This window comes from Faecalibacterium sp. An121, from assembly GCF_002160915.1.
GTDB lineage: Bacteria > Bacillota > Clostridia > Oscillospirales > Ruminococcaceae > Faecalibacterium > Faecalibacterium avium.
In genome coordinates, this window is the sequence record NZ_NFLM01000001.1 from 197,979 (window position 1) to 219,958 (window position 21,980).

The 21,980-nt window shown below is 55.2% G+C and carries 22 protein-coding genes and 2 pseudogenes; 18 read left to right on the forward strand and 6 right to left on the reverse strand.

The genetic code is table 11. The features are described 5' to 3' along the window. Positions 1–8 precede the first annotated feature (8 nt). Complete coding sequence (locus B5E66_RS00855; protein WP_087228096.1) at positions 9–893, forward strand: NAD(P)H-hydrate dehydratase; 885 nt, start codon at positions 9–11, stop codon at positions 891–893. A gap of 154 nt (positions 894–1,047) precedes the next feature. Here the strand turns inward: B5E66_RS00855 and B5E66_RS00860 are convergent, their stop codons facing one another. Next, the gene (locus B5E66_RS00860) at positions 1,048–1,515 is read right to left on the reverse strand and encodes a methylated-DNA--[protein]-cysteine S-methyltransferase (protein ID WP_164474853.1); all 468 of its coding nucleotides are present in this window, start codon (positions 1,513–1,515) and stop codon (positions 1,048–1,050) included. An 81-nt stretch (positions 1,516–1,596) separates the two neighbouring features. On the opposite strand from B5E66_RS00860, the gene B5E66_RS00865 reads away from it, so the two are divergent. The 3 genes from B5E66_RS00865 (at position 1,597) to B5E66_RS00875 (ending at position 4,019) form a co-directional block, all read left to right on the forward strand. Continuing rightward, positions 1,597–2,325 carry an NAD-dependent protein deacylase gene (locus B5E66_RS00865; protein WP_087228098.1) on the forward strand — a complete coding sequence of 243 codons (729 nt, stop codon included), beginning with the start codon at positions 1,597–1,599 and terminating at the stop codon, positions 2,323–2,325. A gap of 72 nt (positions 2,326–2,397) precedes the next feature. Next, positions 2,398–3,015: a hypothetical protein gene (locus B5E66_RS00870; RefSeq protein ID WP_087228099.1), complete on the forward strand. Its 618-nt coding sequence runs from the start codon at positions 2,398–2,400 to the stop codon at positions 3,013–3,015. Between the two features lie 41 nt (positions 3,016–3,056). Next, positions 3,057–4,019 carry an NAD(P)-dependent oxidoreductase gene (locus B5E66_RS00875; RefSeq protein ID WP_087228100.1) on the forward strand — a complete coding sequence of 321 codons (963 nt, stop codon included), beginning with the start codon at positions 3,057–3,059 and terminating at the stop codon, positions 4,017–4,019. A gap of 99 nt (positions 4,020–4,118) precedes the next feature. Here B5E66_RS00875 and B5E66_RS00880 read toward each other — a convergent pair whose 3' ends face one another. From B5E66_RS00880 to B5E66_RS00900, 5 genes are all read right to left on the reverse strand, one after another. Further along, positions 4,119–5,312 carry a hypothetical protein gene (locus B5E66_RS00880; protein WP_087228101.1) on the reverse strand — a complete coding sequence of 398 codons (1,194 nt, stop codon included), beginning with the start codon at positions 5,310–5,312 and terminating at the stop codon, positions 4,119–4,121. A 3-nt stretch (positions 5,313–5,315) separates the two neighbouring features. Then, positions 5,316–5,798, reverse strand: coding sequence for an RNA polymerase sigma factor (locus tag B5E66_RS00885; RefSeq protein ID WP_087228102.1), 483 nt, complete (start codon positions 5,796–5,798; stop codon positions 5,316–5,318). 142 nt (positions 5,799–5,940) lie between these two features. Continuing rightward, positions 5,941–7,104, reverse strand: coding sequence for a pyridoxal phosphate-dependent aminotransferase (locus B5E66_RS00890; protein WP_087228103.1), 1,164 nt, complete (start codon positions 7,102–7,104; stop codon positions 5,941–5,943). 214 nt (positions 7,105–7,318) lie between these two features. Next, positions 7,319–8,011 (reverse strand): peptidoglycan-binding domain-containing protein, encoded by a 693-nt coding sequence (locus B5E66_RS00895; protein WP_087228104.1) that lies wholly within the window; start codon positions 8,009–8,011, stop codon positions 7,319–7,321. Positions 8,012–8,014: 3 nt separating this feature from the next. After that, a complete protein-coding gene (locus B5E66_RS00900) occupies positions 8,015–9,667 on the reverse strand; it encodes a peptidoglycan-binding domain-containing protein (protein WP_242958049.1) in 1,653 nt (550 codons plus the stop codon). Positions 9,668–10,036: 369 nt separating this feature from the next. Here B5E66_RS00900 and B5E66_RS00905 point away from each other — a divergent pair, with 369 nt between their 5' ends. The 14 genes and pseudogenes from B5E66_RS00905 to aph(3')-IIIa all read left to right on the forward strand — a co-directional run bounded on the left by B5E66_RS00905 (position 10,037) and on the right by aph(3')-IIIa (position 21,846). Further along, on the forward strand, positions 10,037–10,939 hold the full coding sequence (locus B5E66_RS00905; RefSeq protein WP_342394988.1) for a DUF6017 domain-containing protein: 903 nt from the start codon (positions 10,037–10,039) through the stop codon (positions 10,937–10,939). 55 nt (positions 10,940–10,994) lie between these two features. Then, entirely contained in the window at positions 10,995–11,822 is an 828-nt protein-coding gene (locus B5E66_RS00910) for a ParA family protein (RefSeq protein WP_206393007.1), read from the forward strand. Then, positions 11,779–12,696 (forward strand): ParB/RepB/Spo0J family partition protein, encoded by a 918-nt coding sequence (locus B5E66_RS00915; RefSeq protein ID WP_206393009.1) that lies wholly within the window; start codon positions 11,779–11,781, stop codon positions 12,694–12,696. Before B5E66_RS00910 ends, B5E66_RS00915 begins: the two co-directional genes overlap by 44 nt. A gap of 51 nt (positions 12,697–12,747) precedes the next feature. Then, positions 12,748–13,206: a hypothetical protein gene (locus tag B5E66_RS00920; RefSeq protein ID WP_087228108.1), complete on the forward strand. Its 459-nt coding sequence runs from the start codon at positions 12,748–12,750 to the stop codon at positions 13,204–13,206. A gap of 93 nt (positions 13,207–13,299) precedes the next feature. Continuing rightward, positions 13,300–13,770, forward strand: coding sequence for a PcfB family protein (locus B5E66_RS00925; RefSeq protein ID WP_087228109.1), 471 nt, complete (start codon positions 13,300–13,302; stop codon positions 13,768–13,770). Beyond that, the gene (locus B5E66_RS00930; protein ID WP_087228110.1) at positions 13,767–15,521 is read left to right on the forward strand and encodes a VirD4-like conjugal transfer protein, CD1115 family; all 1,755 of its coding nucleotides are present in this window, start codon (positions 13,767–13,769) and stop codon (positions 15,519–15,521) included. Before B5E66_RS00925 ends, B5E66_RS00930 begins: the two co-directional genes overlap by 4 nt. Positions 15,522–15,825: 304 nt before the next feature. Further along, positions 15,826–16,872 carry a helix-turn-helix domain-containing protein gene (locus B5E66_RS00935; RefSeq protein ID WP_087228111.1) on the forward strand — a complete coding sequence of 349 codons (1,047 nt, stop codon included), beginning with the start codon at positions 15,826–15,828 and terminating at the stop codon, positions 16,870–16,872. Between the two features lie 327 nt (positions 16,873–17,199). Further along, positions 17,200–17,352 (forward strand): annotated as a pseudogene (locus B5E66_RS00940) (Maff2 family mobile element protein); the annotation flags it as partial. 142 nt (positions 17,353–17,494) lie between these two features. Next, positions 17,495–17,698, forward strand: a pseudogene (locus tag B5E66_RS00945) (helix-turn-helix domain-containing protein); the annotation flags it as partial. A gap of 196 nt (positions 17,699–17,894) precedes the next feature. Beyond that, a complete protein-coding gene (locus tag B5E66_RS00950; RefSeq protein WP_000228166.1) occupies positions 17,895–18,764 on the forward strand; it encodes a nucleotidyltransferase domain-containing protein in 870 nt (289 codons plus the stop codon). Next, positions 18,745–19,479, forward strand: coding sequence for a class I SAM-dependent methyltransferase (locus B5E66_RS00955; RefSeq protein WP_000662263.1), 735 nt, complete (start codon positions 18,745–18,747; stop codon positions 19,477–19,479). The genes B5E66_RS00950 and B5E66_RS00955 overlap by 20 nt, the downstream gene beginning before the upstream one ends. Before the next feature lie 32 nt (positions 19,480–19,511). After that, positions 19,512–20,420, forward strand: a complete 909-nt coding sequence (gene ant(6), locus B5E66_RS00960) for an aminoglycoside 6-adenylyltransferase (protein ID WP_024400881.1) — start codon at positions 19,512–19,514, stop codon at positions 20,418–20,420. Then, positions 20,417–20,959 carry a streptothricin N-acetyltransferase Sat4 gene (sat4, locus tag B5E66_RS00965; RefSeq protein ID WP_000627290.1) on the forward strand — a complete coding sequence of 181 codons (543 nt, stop codon included), beginning with the start codon at positions 20,417–20,419 and terminating at the stop codon, positions 20,957–20,959. Before ant(6) ends, sat4 begins: the two co-directional genes overlap by 4 nt. A 92-nt stretch (positions 20,960–21,051) precedes the next feature. Next, the gene (aph(3')-IIIa, locus tag B5E66_RS00970; RefSeq protein WP_001096887.1) at positions 21,052–21,846 is read left to right on the forward strand and encodes an aminoglycoside O-phosphotransferase APH(3')-IIIa; all 795 of its coding nucleotides are present in this window, start codon (positions 21,052–21,054) and stop codon (positions 21,844–21,846) included. Positions 21,847–21,980 lie beyond the last annotated feature (134 nt).

Sequence of the window (21,980 nt, forward strand, 5' to 3'; positions counted from 1 at the left end):
GGAGCGCCATGGAACAGCTGAACAAGGAATTCGTCTTTTCCCATATACCGCCCCGTGCGGCAGAGAGCCACAAGGGCAGCTATGGCCGCCTGCTGGTGGTGGCGGGCAGCCGCCGTTACCGCGGGGCCGCCGGCCTGGCGGCGGAAGGGGCGCTGCGGTCGGGGGCGGGCATCGTCACCCTGGCCTCGGTGGAGCCGGTGATCGGGGCGGCGGCTTCCCGCCTGCCCGAATGCTGTCTGCTGCCCTGCCCCGAAGGGGAGGAAGGCGGCATCGCGGCCGCCGGCCTGGAGATGCTGCAAGCCGCCGCAGCCCATGCAACGGTGCTGCTGCTGGGGCCGGGCCTGGGGCACACCGGGGACACCTGCGCCCTGGTGCAGGGCCTGCCGGCGCAGATGCGGGGCACGGTGGTGCTGGACGCCGACGGCCTGAACGCCGCAGCGGATCTGCTGGCCCAGGGCGGAGCGATGCCCCTGCCGGCGTCCGGATCGCTGATCGTCACCCCGCACCCGGGGGAGATGGCCCGGCTGACCGGGCTTCCGGCCGAGCGGATCGCCGCCGACCGCCCGGGCGTGGCCAGCCGCTTTGCCGCGCAGTGGGGGTGCACGGTGGTGCTGAAAGGGCACCGCACCCTCATCGCCGCCCCCGATGGCCGCCTGTGGCAGAACACCACCGGCAACCCAGGCCTGGCGCGGGGCGGCAGCGGGGATGTACTGGCGGGGATGATCGCCGGCCTGGCGGCCTGTGGTCTGGACGCCCCTGCGGCAGCCGCCTGCGGAGTCTGGCTGCACGGCGCCGCCGCCGACCGCACCGCCGCACGCCTGGGACAGTACGGCATGCTGCCCCATGATATCCTGGCCGACCTGGGGGGCCTCTTTGCGGAAAATGGGCGGTGATACAGGAGGGAGGCCGTACAGAATGCATATTTTAAACTCCTTCGTAGCATTGGTCGGCATAAAACAACTATGGTACAATAAAAAGGCTCGCCAAACTGATGTACTGTCCGCACAATATGGGGCGGTTCAGCCCGGGGGTGCGGTTTTTGTTGGGTCAAGGCTGCAAAGCCTGGCCCTGCTCCAGCGCCAGCAGGGCTTTTTTGCGCTCCAGGCCGCCGGCATAGCCGGTGAGGCTGCCCGAGGCGCCCACCACCCGGTGGCAGGGGATCATCAGCCAGATGGGGTTGCGGCGGCAGGCGCCGCCCACCGCCCGGGCCGCCGAGGGCCTGCCCAGGGCCGCGGCAAGCTGGCCGTAGCTGCGGGTCTGGCCGTAGGGGATGGCGCAGAGGGCGCGCCACACCTCCTGCTGGAAGGGGGTGCCCCGGGGCGCCAGAGGTATGGTGAAGCTCTGCCGCTGCCCGGCAAAGTATTCCGCCAGCTGGGCCGCCGCCTGGGCCAGCACCGGGCTGACAGGGCCCTGGGCCGGGACTTCCTGCCCGCAAAAGCGCAGGCCGGTCACCGCGCCCCCTTCCTCCTCCAGGAGGATGGGGCCCAGAGGGCTGCGCCAACAGAGAGTATTCAAATTGACCGCTTCCTTTCTGCACAAAATATGCTATACTTTTACCATAGCACATTCTGCATCGTTTGGAAAGGGGCGGTTTTTATGGTCAAAGCATTGGAAGACATCATCGCGGCGAGCAGCAGCATCGTCTTTTTTGGGGGCGCGGGGGTCAGCACCGAGTCGGGCATCCCCGATTTCCGCAGCGTGGACGGGCTGTACCACCAGAAATACGATTACCCGCCCGAGACCATCCTCAGCCATACCTTCTGGGAGCAGAACCCCCGTGAATTCTACCGTTTTTACCGGGACAAGATGATCGTCCGGGGTGCAAAGCCCAACGCGGCCCATCTGCGTCTGGCGCGGCTGGAACAGCAGGGCAAACTGAAGGCGGTGGTCACCCAGAACATCGACGGGCTGCATCAGGCGGCGGGCTCCAAAACGGTGTACGAGCTGCACGGCAGCACCCTGCGCAACTACTGCGTGGACTGCGGCAAATTCTACGATGTGGACTTTGTGGCAAACAGCACCGGTGTGCCCCGCTGCACCGTCTGCGGGGGCATCGTCAAGCCCGATGTGGTGCTGTATGAGGAATGCCTGGACGAGGCCACCATGGCGGGGGCCATCGCGGCCATCCGCAAGGCCGACACCCTGATCATCGGGGGCACCAGCCTGGTGGTCTACCCGGCGGCAGGACTGATCCATTATTTCCGGGGCAGGCATCTGGTGGTGATCAATATGCAGCCCACCGCCGCCGACAAAGCCGCCGATCTGTGCATCGCAAAGCCCATCGGCCAGGTGCTGAGCGAAAAAATAGACCTCGACGCCCAGTGACACATTTTGCACCCGCTCCCTGTTAGAATAGGCCCACAGGCGTATGCGCTTGTAGGAAGGGGATCGAGTGGAATGCAAACATTGGAACCGGCGGTGCAGGCGCGCCGCCTGTCGGCAGAGGAGTTCTGCCTGCTGGCCCGGCGGGAAGCCTCCAGCCTGTACCGCCCCCGCAGCGAAGTGATGCGGATGCTGACGGTGGGGCAGGCCTTCGGGATCTGCGGACCCCGGGCGGAGCCTCTGGCCGCCATGATCGAGCTGCCCCTGGCGGCGGACGTGGAGGCTGCGGCGGCCCTGCGGCAGATGCTGGGCAGGCAGGGCCTGGGCCGGGGGTCCGTGCTGGGGCCGCCGGTGGGGGACAGGGCCCTGCTGCCCGAGCTGCTGCAGGCGGCGCTGCGGGCTGTGGGCCGCCATGGAGGCCAGGTGTGGGCGGTGCTGGAGGCCGATGCCGACGCCGAGGAACTGCTGCCCATTTACTTAGAGGCGGGGCTGGCCCTGCGCGCCATCCGCCCGCTGAACGGCCTGGCTCCCTGCTGGCTGTTTGTACAGGTGCCCAGGGCCTGCCGGGCCGACCCGGTATGGGTGCCTTTGTCTGACAGGCCCCGGCTGGCCGCCCTGCTGGGGCGGGGCTGGTCGGCGGTGGACAGCGAGACCACCGCGCAGGGCACAGCTCTGGCCTTGAGCCTGGTCTGAAGCAGGGCCGGACATGGAAGTGAAAGAGAGGAAAACGAGCCATGAAACTGGTGATCCTGGAAAGTTATGTGATGCACCCGGGGGACCTGGACTGGTCGGGGCTGCGGGCGCTGGTGGACGACACCGACGAGTACGTCCGCACCGCCTATGAGGAGATCGCGCCCCGCATCGGGGACGCCCAGCTGGCGGTGGTGAACAAATGCCGCATCGACGAGGGGGTGCTGGCCCGGTGTCCCGGCCTGCAGTGGGTGGGCATCATCGCCACCGGTACCGACAATCTGGACCTGGAGGCCTGCCGCCGCCACGGGGTCAAGGTGGCCAACGTGCCCGCCTACTCGACGTACAGCGTGGCGCAGATGGCGTTCAGCCTGCTGCTGGCCGTGTGTCAGTGCCCCGAGCGGCAGGACAGGGCGGTGCGGGACGGCTACTGGCAGCTGCAGGTGCCCCCGGGCTATGGGATCCTGCCCCAGGTGGAGCTGTACGGCAAGACCTTTGGGGTGGTGGGTTATGGCAATATAGGCCGTCAGGCGGCGCGGATCGCCCGGGCTATGGGGATGAAGGTGCTGGCCTGCACCCGCACACGCCGTCCGGCCGATGCCGCCGGCGGGGTGGAATTTGTGGAGCTGCCCGACCTGCTGGCGGCCAGCGATGTGGTCAGCCTCCACTGTCCCGCCACCCCCGCTACCCGGGGAATGATGGATGCCGCCGCCCTGGCCAGGATGAAGCCGGGCGCCATCCTGCTGAACACCGCCCGGGGGGCCCTGGTGGATGAGGCGGCCGTAGCCGCCGCCCTGGCCAGCGGGCAGCTGGGCTGGTATGCGGCCGATGCCTTTGCCGTCGAGCCGCTGCCCATGGACAGCCCGCTGCGCACGGCGCCCCACACCCTGTTCACCCCCCATGTGGCCTGGGCCACCGGCGGCGCGCTGCAGCGCCTGATGGAGATCACCGCCCAAAACCTTGCCACCTTTTTGCAGGGACACGGTCAAAACATCGTCAATCCATAAAAAAGCCCTGTCCAGCCGGCATATGCGGATGGACAGGACCGATACAGGGAGGTTATCACAAGACGGCTTTGCCCCGGAGGGGGCAGGGCCGTTTTGTGTTTACAGGGTGTAGCTCATGGCTTCGATGTGCTGGGTATCGGGGTCCGCGGGAGCGGCGTCCGCCTGCTCGTCTCTGCCGATGCTCACAGGGCCGACGGCCACCGCGCGGACGGCGCTCTGCAGCCCGTCGGGGCAGCAGATGCTCTTGCAGTTGTAGAAGGCCAGATGGTCCAGCACGTCGGCGGGGGTCAGACTGTCGTCCAGGGTGACATTTTTGCAGTCCACCAGGGTCAGCCCATCGGGGAAGGCGTCCAGCAGGGCCTTGTCCACCGTCAGCTCCATCTTGTCATAGAGGGGCTTGCCGGGCAGATAGTGCACCTCGCCGTCCAGAATGGTGTCGGGGATGGCATCCAGGGCGTCGGCCAGGCTTTCGGGCAGGTAGACATCCCCTTCGACCTGCAGATATTCCAGGTTGCTCAGCGGCTCGGCGCAGTCCTCGGTCAGGCGCAGGTCCCCCAGCACCAGCAGGCTGTCCCCAAAGCGCCGCAGGGAGACGCCGCTGAGGGTCAGATCGTCCTGTTCCACCGCGGTGCCGTCGGGCAGGATCACCAGTCGGGTGTCTGCATCAAACAGAGGGGCCAGATCCTCGGCCAGGCTCTCGGACAGATAGGCCTCCTGGGTGGAGAAGCGCACCCCCTTGGCGGCCAGGGCCGCGCCGTCCAGGTCGCTGTCCACCGCGATCAGCCGCTTGCCGGCCCAGTAAAGGCGGCCTTCCTCGGCCCGCAGGGCAAAGGCCCGGTCGATGACAGCGTTGTTTTTCAGCACCACCGCTCCGTCGGGGTAGGTCTCTACCTTGCCGTTCATCATGGCCTTGCTGGCCAGCACGGTGGCAAGGGAATCGGGACAGTAGACCATGCCGTTGATCAGCAGGCCCATATACTGGCGCAGGGCGTCTCCGGCGTCGGGGGTAATGGTCATCATCCCGTTGACGATCAGGAACTGGCGGCCGTTGGGGGTGTTGCGGCCGGTGAACAGGGTCTTGCCGTTGATGGTGTTCAGAGTGGTCTCGTCGTCCAGGTCGATGGTGTTCATGCAGTCGATCTGGATGGGGTAGCGGGCCAGCAGCTCCCGCACGCGGGGGGTGACGACCACCATCATGGCGTCCACCTCGATGCTTTCGTATTGGGCCAGGGTCTCCTCCTGCACCTTGCGCAGGTCACAGAACATGGTATCAATGGTCAGTTTCTTTGCCATAAGTCAGTCCTCCTTCAGGGCTTGTTGCAGTGCTTTTCGGGCGCGGTACAGCCGGGTGCGTATGGTGGCGGCGGGCTGGCCGGTCATCCGGGCCAGCTCGGCTGCCGTATAGCCCTCGTCGTACCGCAGAAAAAACAGGGTGGCGTCTTGCAGGGGCAGTTTGTTCAGCACAGAGGCCAGCTCCACATCCTGCAGCGCCGCTGCAGCGGCGCTGTCCTCCGGCTCGGCACCGGCGGGGGCGTACCGTTCCAGCAGCTGCTGCTCTTTGGCTTTGCGCCGCATCTGGTCGCAGAATAGGTTGTGGGCCGTCTCAAACAGCCAGGATTTTTGCTGGTGGGCGGTCAGGCCGGCCAGCTCGCTGCGGCGGCTCATGGCCCGCAGAAAAGCCTCCTGGGCCAGATCTTCGGCCAGCGACTCATCCCGGGTCAGGCGGCAGCAATAGCGCACCAGCTTGTCCCAAAAGGCATCGTAGAGCGTCTCCCACACGGCGTTTCACCTCCTGCCAGCGGCCCGGCCTGCGCTTTTGCCTCGCAGCCGCTTCTGCCTGTTAGACGAATGGGAAGGGCGGAGTGTTTCAGACCCCGGCAAAAAAATACCCGCTCCTTTTTTGAGGAGCGGGAAAAATCTGTTATGCCAGGATGCCGCTGTCCCGGATGGCCTGCACCGCCCGGTCGATCTGCGCGGCGGGCATGGTCAGGGCGAAGCGGACGTAACCCTCGCCGGCCGGGCCGAAGCTGGAGCCGGGCGTGCACAGCACGCCGCTCTTTTCCACCAGCTCCATGCAGAAATCCATGCTGCTGGTATACTTGGGCGGGATGGGCGCCCAGACGAACATGCTGCCGTGGCTGTCGGGCACGTCCCAGCCGATGGAGCGCAGGCCGCCGCACAGAGCGTCCCGGCGCTGCTGGTAGACGGCGCACTGCTCCTTCACCTGATCCAGGGGTCCGGTGAGGGCAGCGATGGCCGCCTTCTGCACGGGCAGGAACATACCGAAATCGATCTGGCCCCGCAGTCGCCGGAAGGCCGCCACCACATCCGGCCGGCCCACCAGGAAGCTGACGCGGGCGCCGGTGACATCGAAGCTCTTGGACAGGCTGAAGAACTCCACGCCCACGTCCATGGCGCCGGGGGTGTTGAAGAAGCTGTGGCCCACCGCGCCGTCAAAGATGATGTCGCTGTAAGCGTTGTCGTGGATGATGAGGATATCATACTTTTTGGCAAAGGCCACGATCTCGGCATACAGCTCGGGGGTGCCCACGCTGCCCACAGGATTGGCGGGCAGGGAGACGATCATATATTTGGCCCGGCGGGCTACATCCTCGGGGATGCCGGCCACATAAGGCAGGAAACCGTGCTCTTTGACCAGGGGATAGAAGTAGGGCTCGGCGCCGGCCAGCTTGGCCCCGGCAATGAAAACAGGGTAGCAGGGGTTGGGCAGCAGGACGGTGTCCCCCTCGTCGCACAGCACCATCCCGATGTGGCCGCAGCCCTCCTGGCTGCCGTTGCAGCTGGCCACCTGGCAGGGAGAGATCTCCACCCCGAACCGCCGCTTGTAATAGCTGCACACCGCGTCCAGCATCTCGGGCAGGTCCCGGAGGCTGTACTTCCAGTTTTCGGGGTCCTGGGCGGCGCTGACCAGCGCCTCCATGATGTGGGGAGCGGGGGCAAAGTCGGGGGTGCCCACGCTCAGATTGTAGATTGTGCGGCCCGCCGCTTCCAGGGCCACCTTTTTTTCGTTCAGCGCTGCGAAGATCTCGTCTCCGAACAGCTGCATCCGCTTGGAAAATTCCATCCTTACATTCCCTCTCTTTTGGCTGGCGGGCCGGCCCGGGCCGGCCCCGTCTTGATCTTGCTCCATTTTGGCACGTTTATTTTAGCACGTTTTGGGGGTCAATGCAACTGCGGGGGAGGCAGCGGCGCAGCAGGGGAGGCGTGCTGCGGCACCCAAAACCTGAAAAGGCCGGCGGCGCATCCGGTTTCTGGACGCGCCGCCGGCTTTGTTCGGTTCAGTCGATGGTGGTGGCCGTCCGGCCTACCCCCAGCACGGCGGAGGAGATCTTGGCCCAGCTGTTGCAGCCGCATACCCCGTCCACCGTCAGCCAGTTGCGGCTCTGGTAGCCCATCAGGGCGGTCTCGGTCAGGGTGCCGAAGATCCCGTCGATGCGGCTGCCGGTGGGATAGCCCAGGGTGGACAGGGCGTCCTGCAGGATCATCACATAGCAGCCCCGGCTGCCCCGCCGCAGAGTGGGATAGCCCGAGGTGGTGCCGCTGCAGGCGGGCGTGCCGTAGCGCCGGTCAAAGTGGACCCAGGTAGGGGTGAGGGCGAGAGGCTCCACATAGCCCCAGGCGCCGGTGCGCAGGGCCGCGTTGAACAGCTCAGTGCGGTGGGCGCTGGTGGTGTTCTGTCCCACGTCGAAGGATACACCCGCATAGTGCTGGCTGCGGGTGCCATGGCCGCCCTCCCAGATCCGGCGGAAAGCATAGCCCACATGGATGCCCCGGCCATAGCGCCGGCGGGTCAGATTCCAGGCCTCCATGGCGGCGGTGGTGGTCCAGAGGACGTCGCTGCCCGACACCCCCCGGAACTCCCGCACCAGAAGGGTCTGCTCGGTACTGTAAGGCATGGAATCGTTTTCGTGGACGTCGCTGTACGAGTAGACCCGGTCGGCGTAGTTGTCATAGATCAGCAGGCGGGCCATGGCTCATTCCTCCTGCAGCTGGGGCAGCAAGTCGGCCCCCGGCTGGATGGCCCCCGACAGCAGGCCCAGGCCCACCGCCTCGGCGGCCACCCAGGTGTCGGCGTCCACCTGGCCGGTCTCCGGCAGGGCCAGCAGGTGCTGCAGGCTGCGCGTGCCGTTGGCCACCGCCTCGGTGTAATCGGAGACCAACCCGGGGCTGGACACAGAGGGGTAATAGTAGGCGATGCGGGTCAGCAGTACGGTGTAATAGTAGACCGCGTCCCCGCTGCTGCCCACCGTCAGGGGCGTGCCGGGGTAATCCATCCGGTTGATGGTGATCACCGGTCCCGACAGCCGCAGGATGTTGGCCTGGGCGTACAGACTGTCCCAGGTGGCGCGGCCGCAGACGCCGTCGGGCTCCAGCCCGGCATGGCGCTGGTAGGCGGTCACGGCCCGCTCGGTGGCGGCGCCGAACTGCCCGTCGATGGACACCGCCGGCAGCTCATTGATATAGGTGTGCATCAGATAGAGGTAATATTGCAGCTCCCGCACGGCCCGGCCGCTGTTCCCTCTGCGGAGGGTGCCGGGGAACTCGCCGGGGCGCTGGTTCTCACTGAGCAGGTCGTTGGCAATGGCGGTGTACACCTCGCGCAGCTTGTTCCAGGTGCTGCGGCCTACCACTCCGTCGTCGGTCAGGGCAAAATACCGCTGGAAGGCGCTGACCGCCCGGCGGGTGCCGTCCCCAAAGGAACCATCCACGGCGGGGTTGTTCAGGGCGGTATAGACGGTCCGGGCCATCTTGAGCCAGAACTGCACCAGACGGACGTTCTGTCCCTTGTCGCCCTGGCGCAGAGGAGTACCGGGGTAGGCGTTGGGGATGCCGTTGTCCACCTGGATGCTGCGGAACTGGTTGTAGACCGCGTTCCAGGTGGCTTCGCCGCAGATGCCGTCTGCCGTCAGGCCGAAACGCCGCTGGAACGCCCTTACGGCGGCAGCGGTGCCGCTGCCATAGCTGCCGTCCACTGTCACCGAAGGGATGGAGGCGATATACTGGGCGATGGTGGACAGCCAGAATTGCAGCTGTTCCACGGCGCCGCCCCGGCTGCCGGTGCGCAGGGTGACCCCTGCCCAGGTGCCGTCGGACAGGTCCCCGGCGGAAGTCTCGCCCTCGCTGGTCAGCTCGGCCAGGTCCTTGACCGAGACGTAGATGTAGCTGATCCGGTACCAGGTGCTGCGGCCCACCACCCCGTCGGCCGTCAGGCTGAACTGCTTTTGGAACCGCTTGACGGTAGCGGCCATTTCCGACCCAAACACACCGTCGGGGGTCAGCTTGCCGAAGAAGGGGTAGTCCTGGGTGATGCGGTTGAGCTGCCGCTGAAGGGTAAAGACGCTGGCCCCCTGATCCCCCTGACGGACCGGGGCGCCGGGATAACTTTCGGGGATGGAGGCGATGTTGGAGGTGCTGACAAGCTCGATGTCGTCGCCATAGTAATATTTGAGGATGGACAGGGCGCTGCGGCCCTGCTGGGCCAGGGTGACGGTGCCCCACTGCTTGAGTCCCGGGCAGGAGACGGTCTTGCCGTCGCAGTACTCGGCATAGTAGGGGTTGACGGTGCCTGTCTTGCGGATATAAGTGCTGAAGATCTCGTCGGTGAGCTTGACCATCACGTCAAACACGGTGCGGCCGTGGACGTAATACTGATCGTAGCTGGTGGAATTGGTGATGTTGAAGGGATAACCCCGGCTGGGATACCATTCGGTGTAGATGCGGTTGAGCGCCAGAGAGATCTGGCAGTAGATGTTGGCCCGCAGGGCCTGCTCGGGCCAGGTAACACAGAATAAACCAATTCACAAAAACAACGTGTAATCGCCTCAAAATTTTGGTTTTCTGCAAAAAAATTGGGCTTTGGAGGGGGAATAAACGTACAATAAAATATGGATAAAAATTGCATGAAATGACTTGAAAAAGAAAAAGCGTGACGTGGATAAAACGATGTTTTATCTGGGACACGCTTTTTCAGTTGGGGTAAAGAAAGGTAATGGATTATGCTTGATTACTTTTACGGCGGACAAGCCGACCTATTTTCCTTTTATCGATTGCCCAAAGCTCTCTTTGTAGACCCCAGATTCCGCGCTGTCTCTGCGGATTCAAAAATCCTGTATGGCCTCCTGCTGGATCGAATGGGGCTTTCGGTCAAGAATGGCTGGACGGATGATACCGGCCGGGTATACATCATCTTCACGACAGAAGAAATCATGGAAGCGCTCTACTGTGCGGACAACAAGGCTACCAAGCTCATGAAGGAGTTGGAAGGCGTCGGTTTGATCGAACGGAAACGCCGAGGACTCGGAAGACCCAGCCTGATCTATGTGAAAAACTTTATCTCTGAATCGTCAGAACCGCGAATCCAGAATCGTGAAAATCACGATTCTGGAACCGTGAAAAACGCGACTCTTGAATCGCTAAAATCACGAGGAATTAAGAATAATCAAAACCATACTGACCTGAGTGAGACTGATCCTTTCCCTTCTGGCGAAGGGGACGGCGTGGCCGTCGGAACGGAATCCGAAGGGAACAACATCCGCGCCCGGTATCAGGAATATTTTCTCCGGCAGTTTGCGTTCGACTCTCTTGTTGCAAGCTGCCCCGACGATGAAGATATGCTGCGCGAAATACTGGAGCTACTGGTGGACACTGTGTGCAGCAAACGCCGCCTCATCCGCATCGCGGGCGACGATAAGCCCGCCGAGGTTGTGAAAGCCCAGCTCATGAAACTGAACGGCGACCATCTGCGGTTTGTCCTTATGTGCCTCAAAGAGAACACCACCCAGGTGCGGAACATCCGGCAGTATCTGCTGGCGACCCTCTACAACGCCCCCATGACCATGCACAGTTCCTATGCGGCTCGGGTGCAGCATGACATGAATCCTAAACCAGCTAAGTGTTAACTAACCCTAGGCTTCTGCCCCGGACTTTTTGATTTCAGGAAGGGAGGTGGTCTCTGTGAGCCGAAAAGCGACCGTGATTGCCGTGGTCAACCAGAAGGGAGGTACAGGCAAGACCACAACCTGCGAGAATTTGGGCGTTGGCCTTGCCATGGAGGGCAAAAAGGTCTTGTTGGTGGACGCCGACCCACAAGCCAGCCTGACCATCAGCATGGGCTGGCCCAAGCCCGATGAACTGGATACCACCCTATCCACGCTTATGGGCAAGGCTCTGGAGGATAAGCCCATCCAACAAGGGGAGGGGATACTGCACCACGCCGAAGGAGTGGACCTGATCCCGTCCAGCATCGAGCTGGCAGGGATGGAAGTGAGCCTTGTGAATGCCATGAGCCGGGAAAAGGTCTTGAAACAGGTTCTGGAATGCTCCAAACGCTCCTATGACTTCATCTTGCTGGACTGCACGCCCAGCCTTGGTATGTTGACGATTAACGCTTTGGCCGCAGCAGACAGCGGTCTCATCCCGGTACAGGCACAATATCTGCCCGCCAAGGGCCTGGAACAGCTGTTGCAGACCATCCACAAGGTGCGGCGGCAGATCAACCCGCGATTGCGCATCGAGGGCATCCTCATGACCATGACCGACAGCCGAACCAACTACGGAAAGGAAATCGACGCCCTGATCCGGCAGGCGTATGGCGGCAAAATCAAGGTATTTGAGCAGGGGATACCCCGTTCGGTGCGGGCTGCGGAAACCAGTGCCGAGGGCAAAAGTATCTTTGCCCATGACCCCAAAGGAAAAGTGGCAGAAGCCTACCGAGCCTTGACAAAGGAGGTGCTGCACAGTGCCGAAAAGCGGCGCAAACATCAGCTTGACCAGTTACGATGACATTTTCTCCACTGAAGAAACCCGCCAGACCGAGCAGATCCAGCAAATCCCCATCGCCGAGCTGCACCCCTTCAAGAACCATCCCTTCAAGGTGCTGGACGATGAAGCTATGCAGCGGACGGTGGAGAGTGTGGCTCAGTTTGGCGTGCTGGCTCCGCTCATTGCCCGGCCCCGGGAGGAAGGAGGTTACGAGATCATATCGGGGCACCGCCGCCAGCACGCGGCAGAGCTGGCCGGGCTGAAAACCATGCCGGTGATTGTGCGGAACATGAGCGACGATGAGGCGGTGATCCACATGGTGGACAGCAATTTGCAGCGCGAACACATCCTGCCCAGCGAACGGGCGTTTGCCTACAAAATGAAGCTGGAAGCCATAAAAAATCAAGGTGCTAGGTCGGATTTAACTTCGCCGCAAGTTGCGGCGAAGTTCCGAAGCGATGATGAAGTTGCTAAAGGGCAAGGGATTAGTGGTGATACGGTGCGTCGTTATATCCGTCTCACCAACCTCATTCCGGAACTGCTGGACCTAGTGGACCAAAAGAAAATCTCTTTCAATCCCGCTGTGGAGCTGTCCTATTTGACGGCTACCGAACAGCGGGATTTTTTGGAGGCCATGCAGGATACCCAGAACGCCCCGTCTCTTTCCCAGGCCCAGCGCATCAAGAAGCTGAGCCAGGAAGGCAAGTGCACCTACGACGCCATCTTTGACATCATGGGCGAGGAAAAGAAGGCCGAAATGGACCGCGTGACCATCAAAAACGATGTACTGCGGAAATATTTCCCGAAATCCTACACGCCCAAGCAGATGCAGGACACCATCATCAAGCTGCTGGAACAGTGGCAGAAAAAGCGCCAGCGCAGCCAGGAACGCTGACCAGCTGGCATAAATCACAAAACACAAAGAACAAATTTGGAGGTAATGCCTATGAACAAAACGAAACCCACCCTCGCACGGCAGACCTTTGAGAAGGTCTGCGCCATCGAAACCATCCTGAACAGCCTGCTGGCAGATAGCAGCCCGCCTGTATCTGGCCCGCCCGTGTCGGAGCGCCCCCTCTATCTGGCAACGGCTGGCCCCGAGATGCCGCTCTCAGTCATTCGGCTGGAGGATGCTCCCGACTATCTGCCCTGCTTCGATGAGGCCGACCTGCTGTATGGTGTCCCCAACCTGCCCGTCCTCATGAGCTACTGCCCGGAACAGGTCATGGATATCGGGGAGGAATCCTACCTCGTCGGCCCCATGGTCTTTTTCCGCATCGACCGGGACGGCTATACTGTCTCCCTTCAGGTGGCAGACTTGTATCAGCTGGCCGAGTTCCTGGAGGAACACAGCGTCATCCTGATGCAGGGCGGCGAGAGCTTTATCGCCATCCGGCTGGACTGACCATGTGGATGGGCGCGGTGTTTTTTGCGGCGGGCACCTGGTTCGGCTTTCTCGTCGCAGCCCTGATGCAGGCGGGAAAGGAGGATGACCCCCATGCAGGAAGATGTGGAGAACAGAACGATTAACTTTGCCATCAGTACCACCAAGCTGACGGGTCGGACGATCCTGGCGGCGGCCCGTAAGTTTTTGCAATGGCGGGCGGGCAAGACGCACGGCAAGCCGGTAGGCAAGCAAAGCGTCAAGCAGCTTCTGCGGCAGGACCAGGGGGCTACCAACATCGAGATCGAGAAAACCGGCATCCGGGACTTCAAGCGGATTTTGGACAAGTACGGTGTGGACTACGCCATCACCAAGAACCACGATGACCCGCCGCGATATCTGGTTTTCTTCAAGGCGCGGGACGCGGATACTCTGACCGCCGCCTTCAAGGACTACTCCGCCAAGCTGGTCCAAAAAGAAAAGCGCCCCAGTGTTCTGGAGCGTTTGCAGCAGTTCAAGGCCCTGGCTGCAGAGCTGGTACCTGGCCGGATGAAAGAGAAAAAGCAGGAGCGTGGTGATCGATGAACCAAAACACCAAACGACTTGTGCTCCTGAACCTGCCCTATGTCCTGATGGGCCTTTATGCTACCAATCTGGGCCTGGCCTGGCGGCTGGCTGTCGGGGCTGACTTTTCCGAAAAGGTGATGTCCCTGATGGGAGTTTTGCCAGAGGCGCTGGGGCGAATCGTTCCAAGTTTTCACCCGTTGGATTTACTGGTGGGACTGTGTCTCGGCGCAGGGTTGCGGCTGGCGGTGTATCTCAAAGGCAAAAACGCCAAGAAGTACCGCCATGGCAGCGAATACGGCTCAGCCCGCTGGGGCAACGCCAAAGACATCGAGCCGTATGTGGCCCCCAAATTTGAGGACAACATCATCCTGACCCAGACCGAACGCCTCACCATGTCCAGCCGCCCCAAAGACCCCAAGACTGCTCGCAATAAAAATGTGCTGATCGTAGGCGGGTCCGGCAGCGGCAAGACCCGCTTCTGGATCAAGCCCAATCTCCTGCAAATGCACAGTTCCTATGTCCTCACAGACCCGAAAGGCACCACAGTTTTGGAGGTGGGCAATGCCTTTTTGAAGAAAGGCTACCGCATCAAAATCTTCAACACCATCAACTTCAAGAAGTCGATGCGGTATAATCCATTTCACTATATCCACAGCGAAAAAGACATTTTGAAGCTGGTCACGACCCTTATGACCAACACCCGCGGCGAGGGAAAAGGTGGTGATCCATTTTGGGATAAAGCAGAAAAACTCCTGCTTACGTCGCTTATTGCCTATATCCACTACGAGGCTCCGGCAGAGGAACAAAACTTCGCCACACTGCTGGAATTTCTCAATGTCATGGAGGTCCGGGAAGATGACGAGGAATACCAAAACCCGGTAGACCTCATGTTCGAGGATTTGGCAAAACAGAAGCCCGATCACTTTGCCGTGCGGCAATACCGTCTTTACAAGCTGGCGGCGGGCAAAACGGCGAAAAGCATTTTGATTTCCTGCGGTGCCAGGCTTGCCCCCTTCGACATCGCAGAACTACGGGAAATCACCGCCTACGATGAGCTGGAATTGGACACCCTGGGTGACCGGAAAACGGCGCTGTTCCTCATCATGAGTGACACAGATTCCACGTTTAATTTCCTGATCTCCATGGTGTACACCCAGCTATTCAACCTGCTCTGCGAGAAGGCCGATGATGTGTACGGCGGGCGGCTGCCCGTCCATGTGCGGTGCCTCATCGACGAGTGCGCCAACATCGGGCAGATACCCAATCTGGAGAAGCTGGTGGCCACCATCCGCAGCCGGGAGATTTCGGCCTGCCTGGTCTTGCAGGCGCAGTCCCAGCTCAAGGCACTGTATAAGGACAATGCGGACACCATCATCGGGAACATGGACTCGCAGATTTTTCTGGGCGGCTCGGAAAACACCACGCTGAAAGAGCTGTCGGCGACTCTGGGCCGTGAAACCATCGACCTCTACAACACTTCCGACACCCGCGGCAACAGTCCCAGCTACGGCACATCGTACCAAAAGACGGGTCACGAGCTCATGAGCCGAGACGAACTGGCTGTTATGGACGGCGGCAAGTGTATCCTGCAGCTGCGCGGCGTCCGGCCCTTTTTGTCTGACAAGTATGATCTGACCCAGCACCCCAATTACAAGCTGACCGGAGATTACGACAAGAAGAATCTCTTTGACATTGAGAAGTTTCTTGACCATAGGCTTAAACTCAAACCGTCGGACGTGTACGATGTGGTGGACGCCGACTCACCATAAAAACGTTTCTCCCAAAAGGTGCCATAGATTGGGAGAAAGAACTGGCCCGTTGGGAGTAAATGGCCCATAGATCGTTGTCCTGCCCTCCCTGTTCTGGGAGGGCATTTTATTTACCCTAGCCTTAGGATACACCGGCAAATTGATTACTCTGTCCTCTTATTGATCTTAGGTTAATTTTATAAACTCGATTTTTAACATTTACTCCATTGCTCCGTGGAATTATCTCTGCTATTATGATTTACAGAAGAACGGAGGCGGTTGACTGCCGCGCCTATCATCCAAACTATATTGTAGGAGGTGTAATATGAAAATCAATGAAATCATTCGAAAAAAGAGGAAAGCCTTATCTCTCACACAAGAGCAAATTGCGGAGTATTTAGGTGTATCGACACCGGCAGTTAATAAATGGGAGAAAGGCAGCACATATCCCGATATAACGCTTCTTCCCGCATTGGCGCGATTACTAAAGACAGACCTCAATACACTTATGTCTTTTCAAGACGATTTGAGTGATGTAGAGATAGTCAATTTTGTAAATGAAGTCGATAAGATGGTTCGCGAAAAAGATTATGATACTGCTTTCAAAATGGGAATTGACAAGATACATGAATACCCAACTTGTGAAGGTCTAACATATTCAGTAATCATGTATTTAAATGGTGCGCTGTTTCTTTACGGAGTTGCAGAGCCAGAACGCTATGAAGAAACCTTTATAGAATTTTATGAACGATTGTCTACCAGTGAAAATATTGAAATCAAGGAAACTGTAATCAGTATGTTGATTTCTTATAACCGAAAGATAAAAAATTACTCTAAGGCAGAAGAACTCATTAACACTTACCCATCTGCTTCTGTTGATAAGGAAGAACAACTTGCCATTCTCTATACAGAGCAAGATAAATTTTTGGACGCTTTAAAAATATGGGAACACAGGGTCTTAAATAGCGTAACCGAAATTCAAACCGCCTTAATGAATATGTTGGAGATAGCAGTAAAAGAGAACCGAATGCAGGACGCAACCTTTTACACGGAAATTTATGAGCAAGTGTCAAAATTGTGCTATGTCCCACCATATATTCCCTATATTGCAAAACTCCAGCTTTCTGTTATCGAACAGGATAAAATGAAATGCTTAACTGCGCTCAAATCTATGTTACCAGCTATGCAAGAAGAATGGAAACCACAAGATTGTCCTCTTTATCGTCATTTGTGTGGCAGTGAAACAAATATCTTTTCAGAACGACTATTTGATATGATGAAAAATGAAATGGAAAGCGGTAACGAGTTTTCATTTTTATCTAATAATCCGGAGTATCAACAAATTCTCGAAGAACTAAAAGGTAGGGGCTGAACTCATAGCAAACTCAGTCGAGCCAGCGGGCGGTCAAGATGAACGACGCATACGCGCCGCTGCTGAGAGCTCTGCCGGCATTCACTCGTAATCAAACCAAAGGCGACAGCAAGGAGTGCTGTCGCCTTTTATGCTGAAACCCAGTCATTCAACTAAATAGAACTACAATCCTCCCATCCCGGGAGGATTTTTTATTTACCCCAACCCCAGGCCCCAGGATACACCGGCAAATCAGCCCCCGCTGCGGTTGGCAGCTTATAAAAATCAACGATTTCAGGCGTGTATCCGACCGGCCGCAAGCTCTTTTTTGTACAGGAGGAAACTACCATGGAATTTTTTAACTCCGCAATCGAAGTCCTGCAGACCCTTGTTGTTGCTCTGGGCGCTGGTCTCGGCGTGTGGGGCGGCGTCAACCTGCTGGAAGGTTATGGGTCCGACAACCCCGGCTCGAAAAGCCAGGGCATGAAGCAGCTCATGGCTAAGTAGATGTAATCAAGAGAAGAAAGGAAAAGCACAATCCAGACGGAACCGGCGGTTGTATCAAGAAATGTTTGTGGAATAGCAAGAACTTTGATATAATAGGAGCAGGAACCCCGGAACCGGGAGAAAGGCAGGAGGATAAATGCACATAAGCTATAAACCCCTCTGGCATACGCTGGTTGAGCGCAATATGAGAAAAGAGGACTTGCGGATTGCCGCCGGTCTTACCACAAATATGATTGCTAATATGGGAAAAGGGAAAAATATCAGCATGGAAACGCTGGTTCGTATCTGCGAATCCTTGAATTGTGGCATTCTGGATGTGATTGAATTAGAAAATGATGAAATCGAAAAACCCCAAAAATAAAACAATGTGCTGAAATGGAGAAAAATAAAAGTGAAGAAAAAAATCAGAATCATTCTTATAATGTGCTTATTAGCTATCTTTTGTGAAATTAAAAAAATTATAAATATGTTGAGTAGAAGCAAAAGATTTGGCTTGGAATTTTTACAGCAGTGAATCGATAAAAGGAGCATGCTTGATGGTAGATAATATTATTAAATCAGTAGCAGAGAAATTATCCTCTCTGTCTTATATAGAAGGTATTGTTTTAGGTGGTTCACGTGCAAGGGGCACCCATACAGAGGATTCGGATATAGATATCGGCATCTATTACAATTCAGAATCATTTGACATAAATACTATTAATCAATTCGCTACAAAGCTGGATGATGAGCATAGAAATAACCTTGTTGTACCTCCCGGAGCATGGGGTGATTGGATTAATGGCGGCGGATGGTTAGTCATAAACGGGTATCATGTGGATTTAATTTTACGTGATATTAAACGTGTGGAACAAATAATGAAAGATACAGAGCACGGAATTGTTACTGCCAATTATCAGACTGGGCATCCCCATGGTTATATTAGTGCAATGTATCGAGGAGAATTAGCGATTAGCAAAATACTATATGCTAAGAATGAAAGCTTATGCGAATTAAAAAAACAGGCAGAAACTTATCCCAATGCTTTGCAGAAAAGTTTAGTTAACTTTTTTATGTTTGAAGCAGGGTTCTCTTTAATGTTTGTAAAAGCAAATTCGGGAACAGACGATAAATATTATATTGCGGGTCATGTTTTTCGTATAGTTTCATGTTTAAATCAAGTGTTATTTGCATGTAATAATGCTTATTGTATCAACGAAAAGAAAGCTATAAAACTGCTTGAAACTTTTGAACATAAACCTGAAAAATATACCGAGAAGGTAAATCATATTTTTGAAGTACTCGGTATCTCACTTTTTGAATGCTACGACATGACCGAGAAGCTTTATAATGAAGTGAATGAAATTGTATCGGAGATAAATAACTTTTTAAACGAGGAGAGTTCAGATGAAAGAAAACAAATATGATGATAATATATTTTTTCAAAAATACAGTCAAATGAGTCGCTCGCAGAAAGGACTGGCTGGTGCGGGAGAATGGGAGACTTTGAAAAAGATGCTACCTGATTTTAAGGGTAAGCGTGTGCTTGATTTAGGATGCGGCTATGGATGGCACTGTATATATGCGATGGAAAACGGTGCTTCCTCTGTAGTAGGTGTTGATATTTCTCATAAAATGCTCGAAGTAGCAAAAGGAAAAACCCATTTTCCACAGATTGAATATGAATGCTGTGCCATAGAAGATGTGGATTTCCCAGAGGAGAGCTTTGATGTAATACTAAGTTCGCTTGCGTTTCATTATGTAGCAGACTATGAGAATTTAATAAAAAAGATATATAGGATGCTGAAGGCTGGTGGCAATTTAGTTTTTACAGTTGAACATCCTGTTTTTACTGCTCATGGAACACAAGACTGGTATTATAACGAAAAAGGAGAAATACTGCATTTCCCGGTGGACAATTATTATTATGAGGGCAAACGGACAGCTATGTTTTTGGAAGAAAAGGTTACAAAATATCATAGAACACTGACCACATATCTAAATACACTGCTTTCAAATAGTTTTATAATAAATCAGATTGTGGAGCCACAGCCGCCAGAGAACATGATGGATATTCCGGGGATGGCGGATGAAATGCGACGCCCAATGATGCTGATTGTATCGGCAAAAAAGAAGATGTAATAATATAGAAAAAATAAACGAGGAGTATGTAAATGAGATCAGAAAAAGAAATGATGGATTTAGTACTTTCTTTAGCAGAACAGGATGAACGTATTCGAATTGTGACCCTTGAGGGGTCACGCGCAAATATTAATATACCTAAGGACGAATTCCAGGATTATGATGTCACATACTTCGTAACAGATGTGGAATCCTTTACTTTAAAGGATGAATGGCTTAAAAGCTTCGGGAATATTATAATGATGCAAAAACCGGAGGATATGGAACTATTCCCGGCTGAAGAGAAAGGCTACTCCTATATAATACTTTTTGATGATTATAATAAAATAGACCTTACCTTATTGCCCCTGGAAGAGTTGGGAAACTACCTGAATGACGATAAATTGATAAAGATTATTCTGGATAAGGATGGAAGGATTCAGCAAGCTGTAGTTCCGACCGACATGGATTATCATATAAGAAAACCCAGTGCCCGGGAATACGATGACTGCTGCAATGAATTCTGGAACACCACTACCTATGTGGTTAAGGGACTGTGCCGTAAGGAAATTTTATTTGCTATTGATCATTTTAATCAGATTGTTCGCCATGAGCTGCTGAGAATGATATCATGGAAGGTCGGCATCGAAACAGGCTTTAAATTAAGTGTAGGCAAGAACTATAAGTTTATTGAAAGGTATATATCCGAGGATTTGTGGGAGAAACTTTTGTCCACCTACCGGATGGATTCCTATGAAAACATATGGGAAGCATTATTTCTATGCCATCAATTGTTCAGGGCGGTATCCGGTGAGGTGGCGGAAAGGCTTCATTATGCCTATCCGGAGTATGATAGGAATATAACAAAATATACCAGGGACATGTATAAAAAATACACTGGTAAAACCGGCTGCCTGGATAGCACATATGCCGCTGATATAGAAGAGAGGCGGGAACAGTGATTACAGAAATGAAAGCAGGGCACCTGAAAGATATCGATAAACCCAGCGAACCATTTGAGGTGATAGGTAAGATTATACCGAGGTATGAAAACGAGAATTGGACCTTTACAGAATTACTCTATGAAGCGCCATATTTAAAAAGCTACCAAGACGAAGAGGATGAAGAGGATGAGGAGGCAGATTGCCTTGAATATATTGACAATACTGATAAGATAATATATCTTTACTACCAAGACGATAAATGCGTCGGAAAAGTTAAACTGCGAAAAAATTGGAACCGGTACGCTTATATAGAAGATATCGCCGTATGTAAGGATTTCAGGGGGCAAGGCATAGGCAGCGCGCTTATCAATATATCTATAGAATGGGCAAAGCATAAAAACTTGCATGGACTAATGCTTGAAACCCAGGACAATAACCTTATAGCTTGTAAATTCTATCATAATTGTGGTTTCAAAATCGGCTCCGTCGATACTATGTTATACGCCAACTTTGAAAACAACTTTGAAAAAGCTGTTTTCTGGTATTTAAGGTTTTAGAATGCAAGGAACAGTGAATTGGAGTTCGTCTTGTTATAATTAGCTTCTTGGGGTATCTTTAAATACTGTAGAAAAGAGGAAGGAAATAATAAATGGCTAAAATGAGAATATCACCGGAATTGAAAAAACTGATCGAAAAATACCGCTGCGTAAAAGATACGGAAGGAATGTCTCCTGCTAAGGTATATAAGCTGGTGGGAGAAAATGAAAACCTATATTTAAAAATGACGGACAGCCGGTATAAAGGGACCACCTATGATGTGGAACGGGAAAAGGACATGATGCTATGGCTGGAAGGAAAGCTGCCTGTTCCAAAGGTCCTGCACTTTGAACGGCATGATGGCTGGAGCAATCTGCTCATGAGTGAGGCCGATGGCGTCCTTTGCTCGGAAGAGTATGAAGATGAACAAAGCCCTGAAAAGATTATCGAGCTGTATGCGGAGTGCATCAGGCTCTTTCACTCCATCGACATATCGGATTGTCCCTATACGAATAGCTTAGACAGCCGCTTAGCCGAATTGGATTACTTACTGAATAACGATCTGGCCGATGTGGATTGCGAAAACTGGGAAGAAGACACTCCATTTAAAGATCCGCGCGAGCTGTATGATTTTTTAAAGACGGAAAAGCCCGAAGAGGAACTTGTCTTTTCCCACGGCGACCTGGGAGACAGCAACATCTTTGTGAAAGATGGCAAAGTAAGTGGCTTTATTGATCTTGGGAGAAGCGGCAGGGCGGACAAGTGGTATGACATTGCCTTCTGCGTCCGGTCGATCAGGGAGGATATCGGGGAAGAACAGTATGTCGAGCTATTTTTTGACTTACTGGGGATCAAGCCTGATTGGGAGAAAATAAAATATTATATTTTACTGGATGAATTGTTTTAGTACCTAGATTTAGATGTCTAAAAAGCTTTAACTACAAGCTTTTTAGACATCTAATCTTTTCTGAAGTACATCCGCAACTGTCCATACTCTGATGTTTTATATCTTTTCTAAAAGTTCGCTAGATAGAGTTCTAT

Coding starts and splice junctions, on each gene's coding strand:
- B5E66_RS00855 (WP_087228096.1), top strand. CDS start 9: ATGGAACAGCTGAACAAGGAATTCGTCTTTTCCCATATACCGCCCCGT.
- B5E66_RS00865 (WP_087228098.1), top strand. CDS start 1,597: ATGGTCAAAGCATTGGAAGACATCATCGCGGCGAGCAGCAGCATCGTC.
- B5E66_RS00870 (WP_087228099.1), top strand. CDS start 2,398: ATGCAAACATTGGAACCGGCGGTGCAGGCGCGCCGCCTGTCGGCAGAG.
- B5E66_RS00875 (WP_087228100.1), top strand. CDS start 3,057: ATGAAACTGGTGATCCTGGAAAGTTATGTGATGCACCCGGGGGACCTG.
- B5E66_RS00880 (WP_087228101.1), bottom strand. CDS start 5,312: ATGGCAAAGAAACTGACCATTGATACCATGTTCTGTGACCTGCGCAAG.
- B5E66_RS00890 (WP_087228103.1), bottom strand. CDS start 7,104: ATGGAATTTTCCAAGCGGATGCAGCTGTTCGGAGACGAGATCTTCGCA.
- B5E66_RS00895 (WP_087228104.1), bottom strand. CDS start 8,011: ATGGCCCGCCTGCTGATCTATGACAACTACGCCGACCGGGTCTACTCG.
- B5E66_RS00905 (WP_342394988.1), top strand. CDS start 10,037: ATGCTTGATTACTTTTACGGCGGACAAGCCGACCTATTTTCCTTTTAT.
- B5E66_RS00920 (WP_087228108.1), top strand. CDS start 12,748: ATGAACAAAACGAAACCCACCCTCGCACGGCAGACCTTTGAGAAGGTC.
- B5E66_RS00925 (WP_087228109.1), top strand. CDS start 13,300: ATGCAGGAAGATGTGGAGAACAGAACGATTAACTTTGCCATCAGTACC.
- B5E66_RS00930 (WP_087228110.1), top strand. CDS start 13,767: ATGAACCAAAACACCAAACGACTTGTGCTCCTGAACCTGCCCTATGTC.
- B5E66_RS00935 (WP_087228111.1), top strand. CDS start 15,826: ATGAAAATCAATGAAATCATTCGAAAAAAGAGGAAAGCCTTATCTCTC.
- B5E66_RS00950 (WP_000228166.1), top strand. CDS start 17,895: ATGGTAGATAATATTATTAAATCAGTAGCAGAGAAATTATCCTCTCTG.
- B5E66_RS00955 (WP_000662263.1), top strand. CDS start 18,745: ATGAAAGAAAACAAATATGATGATAATATATTTTTTCAAAAATACAGT.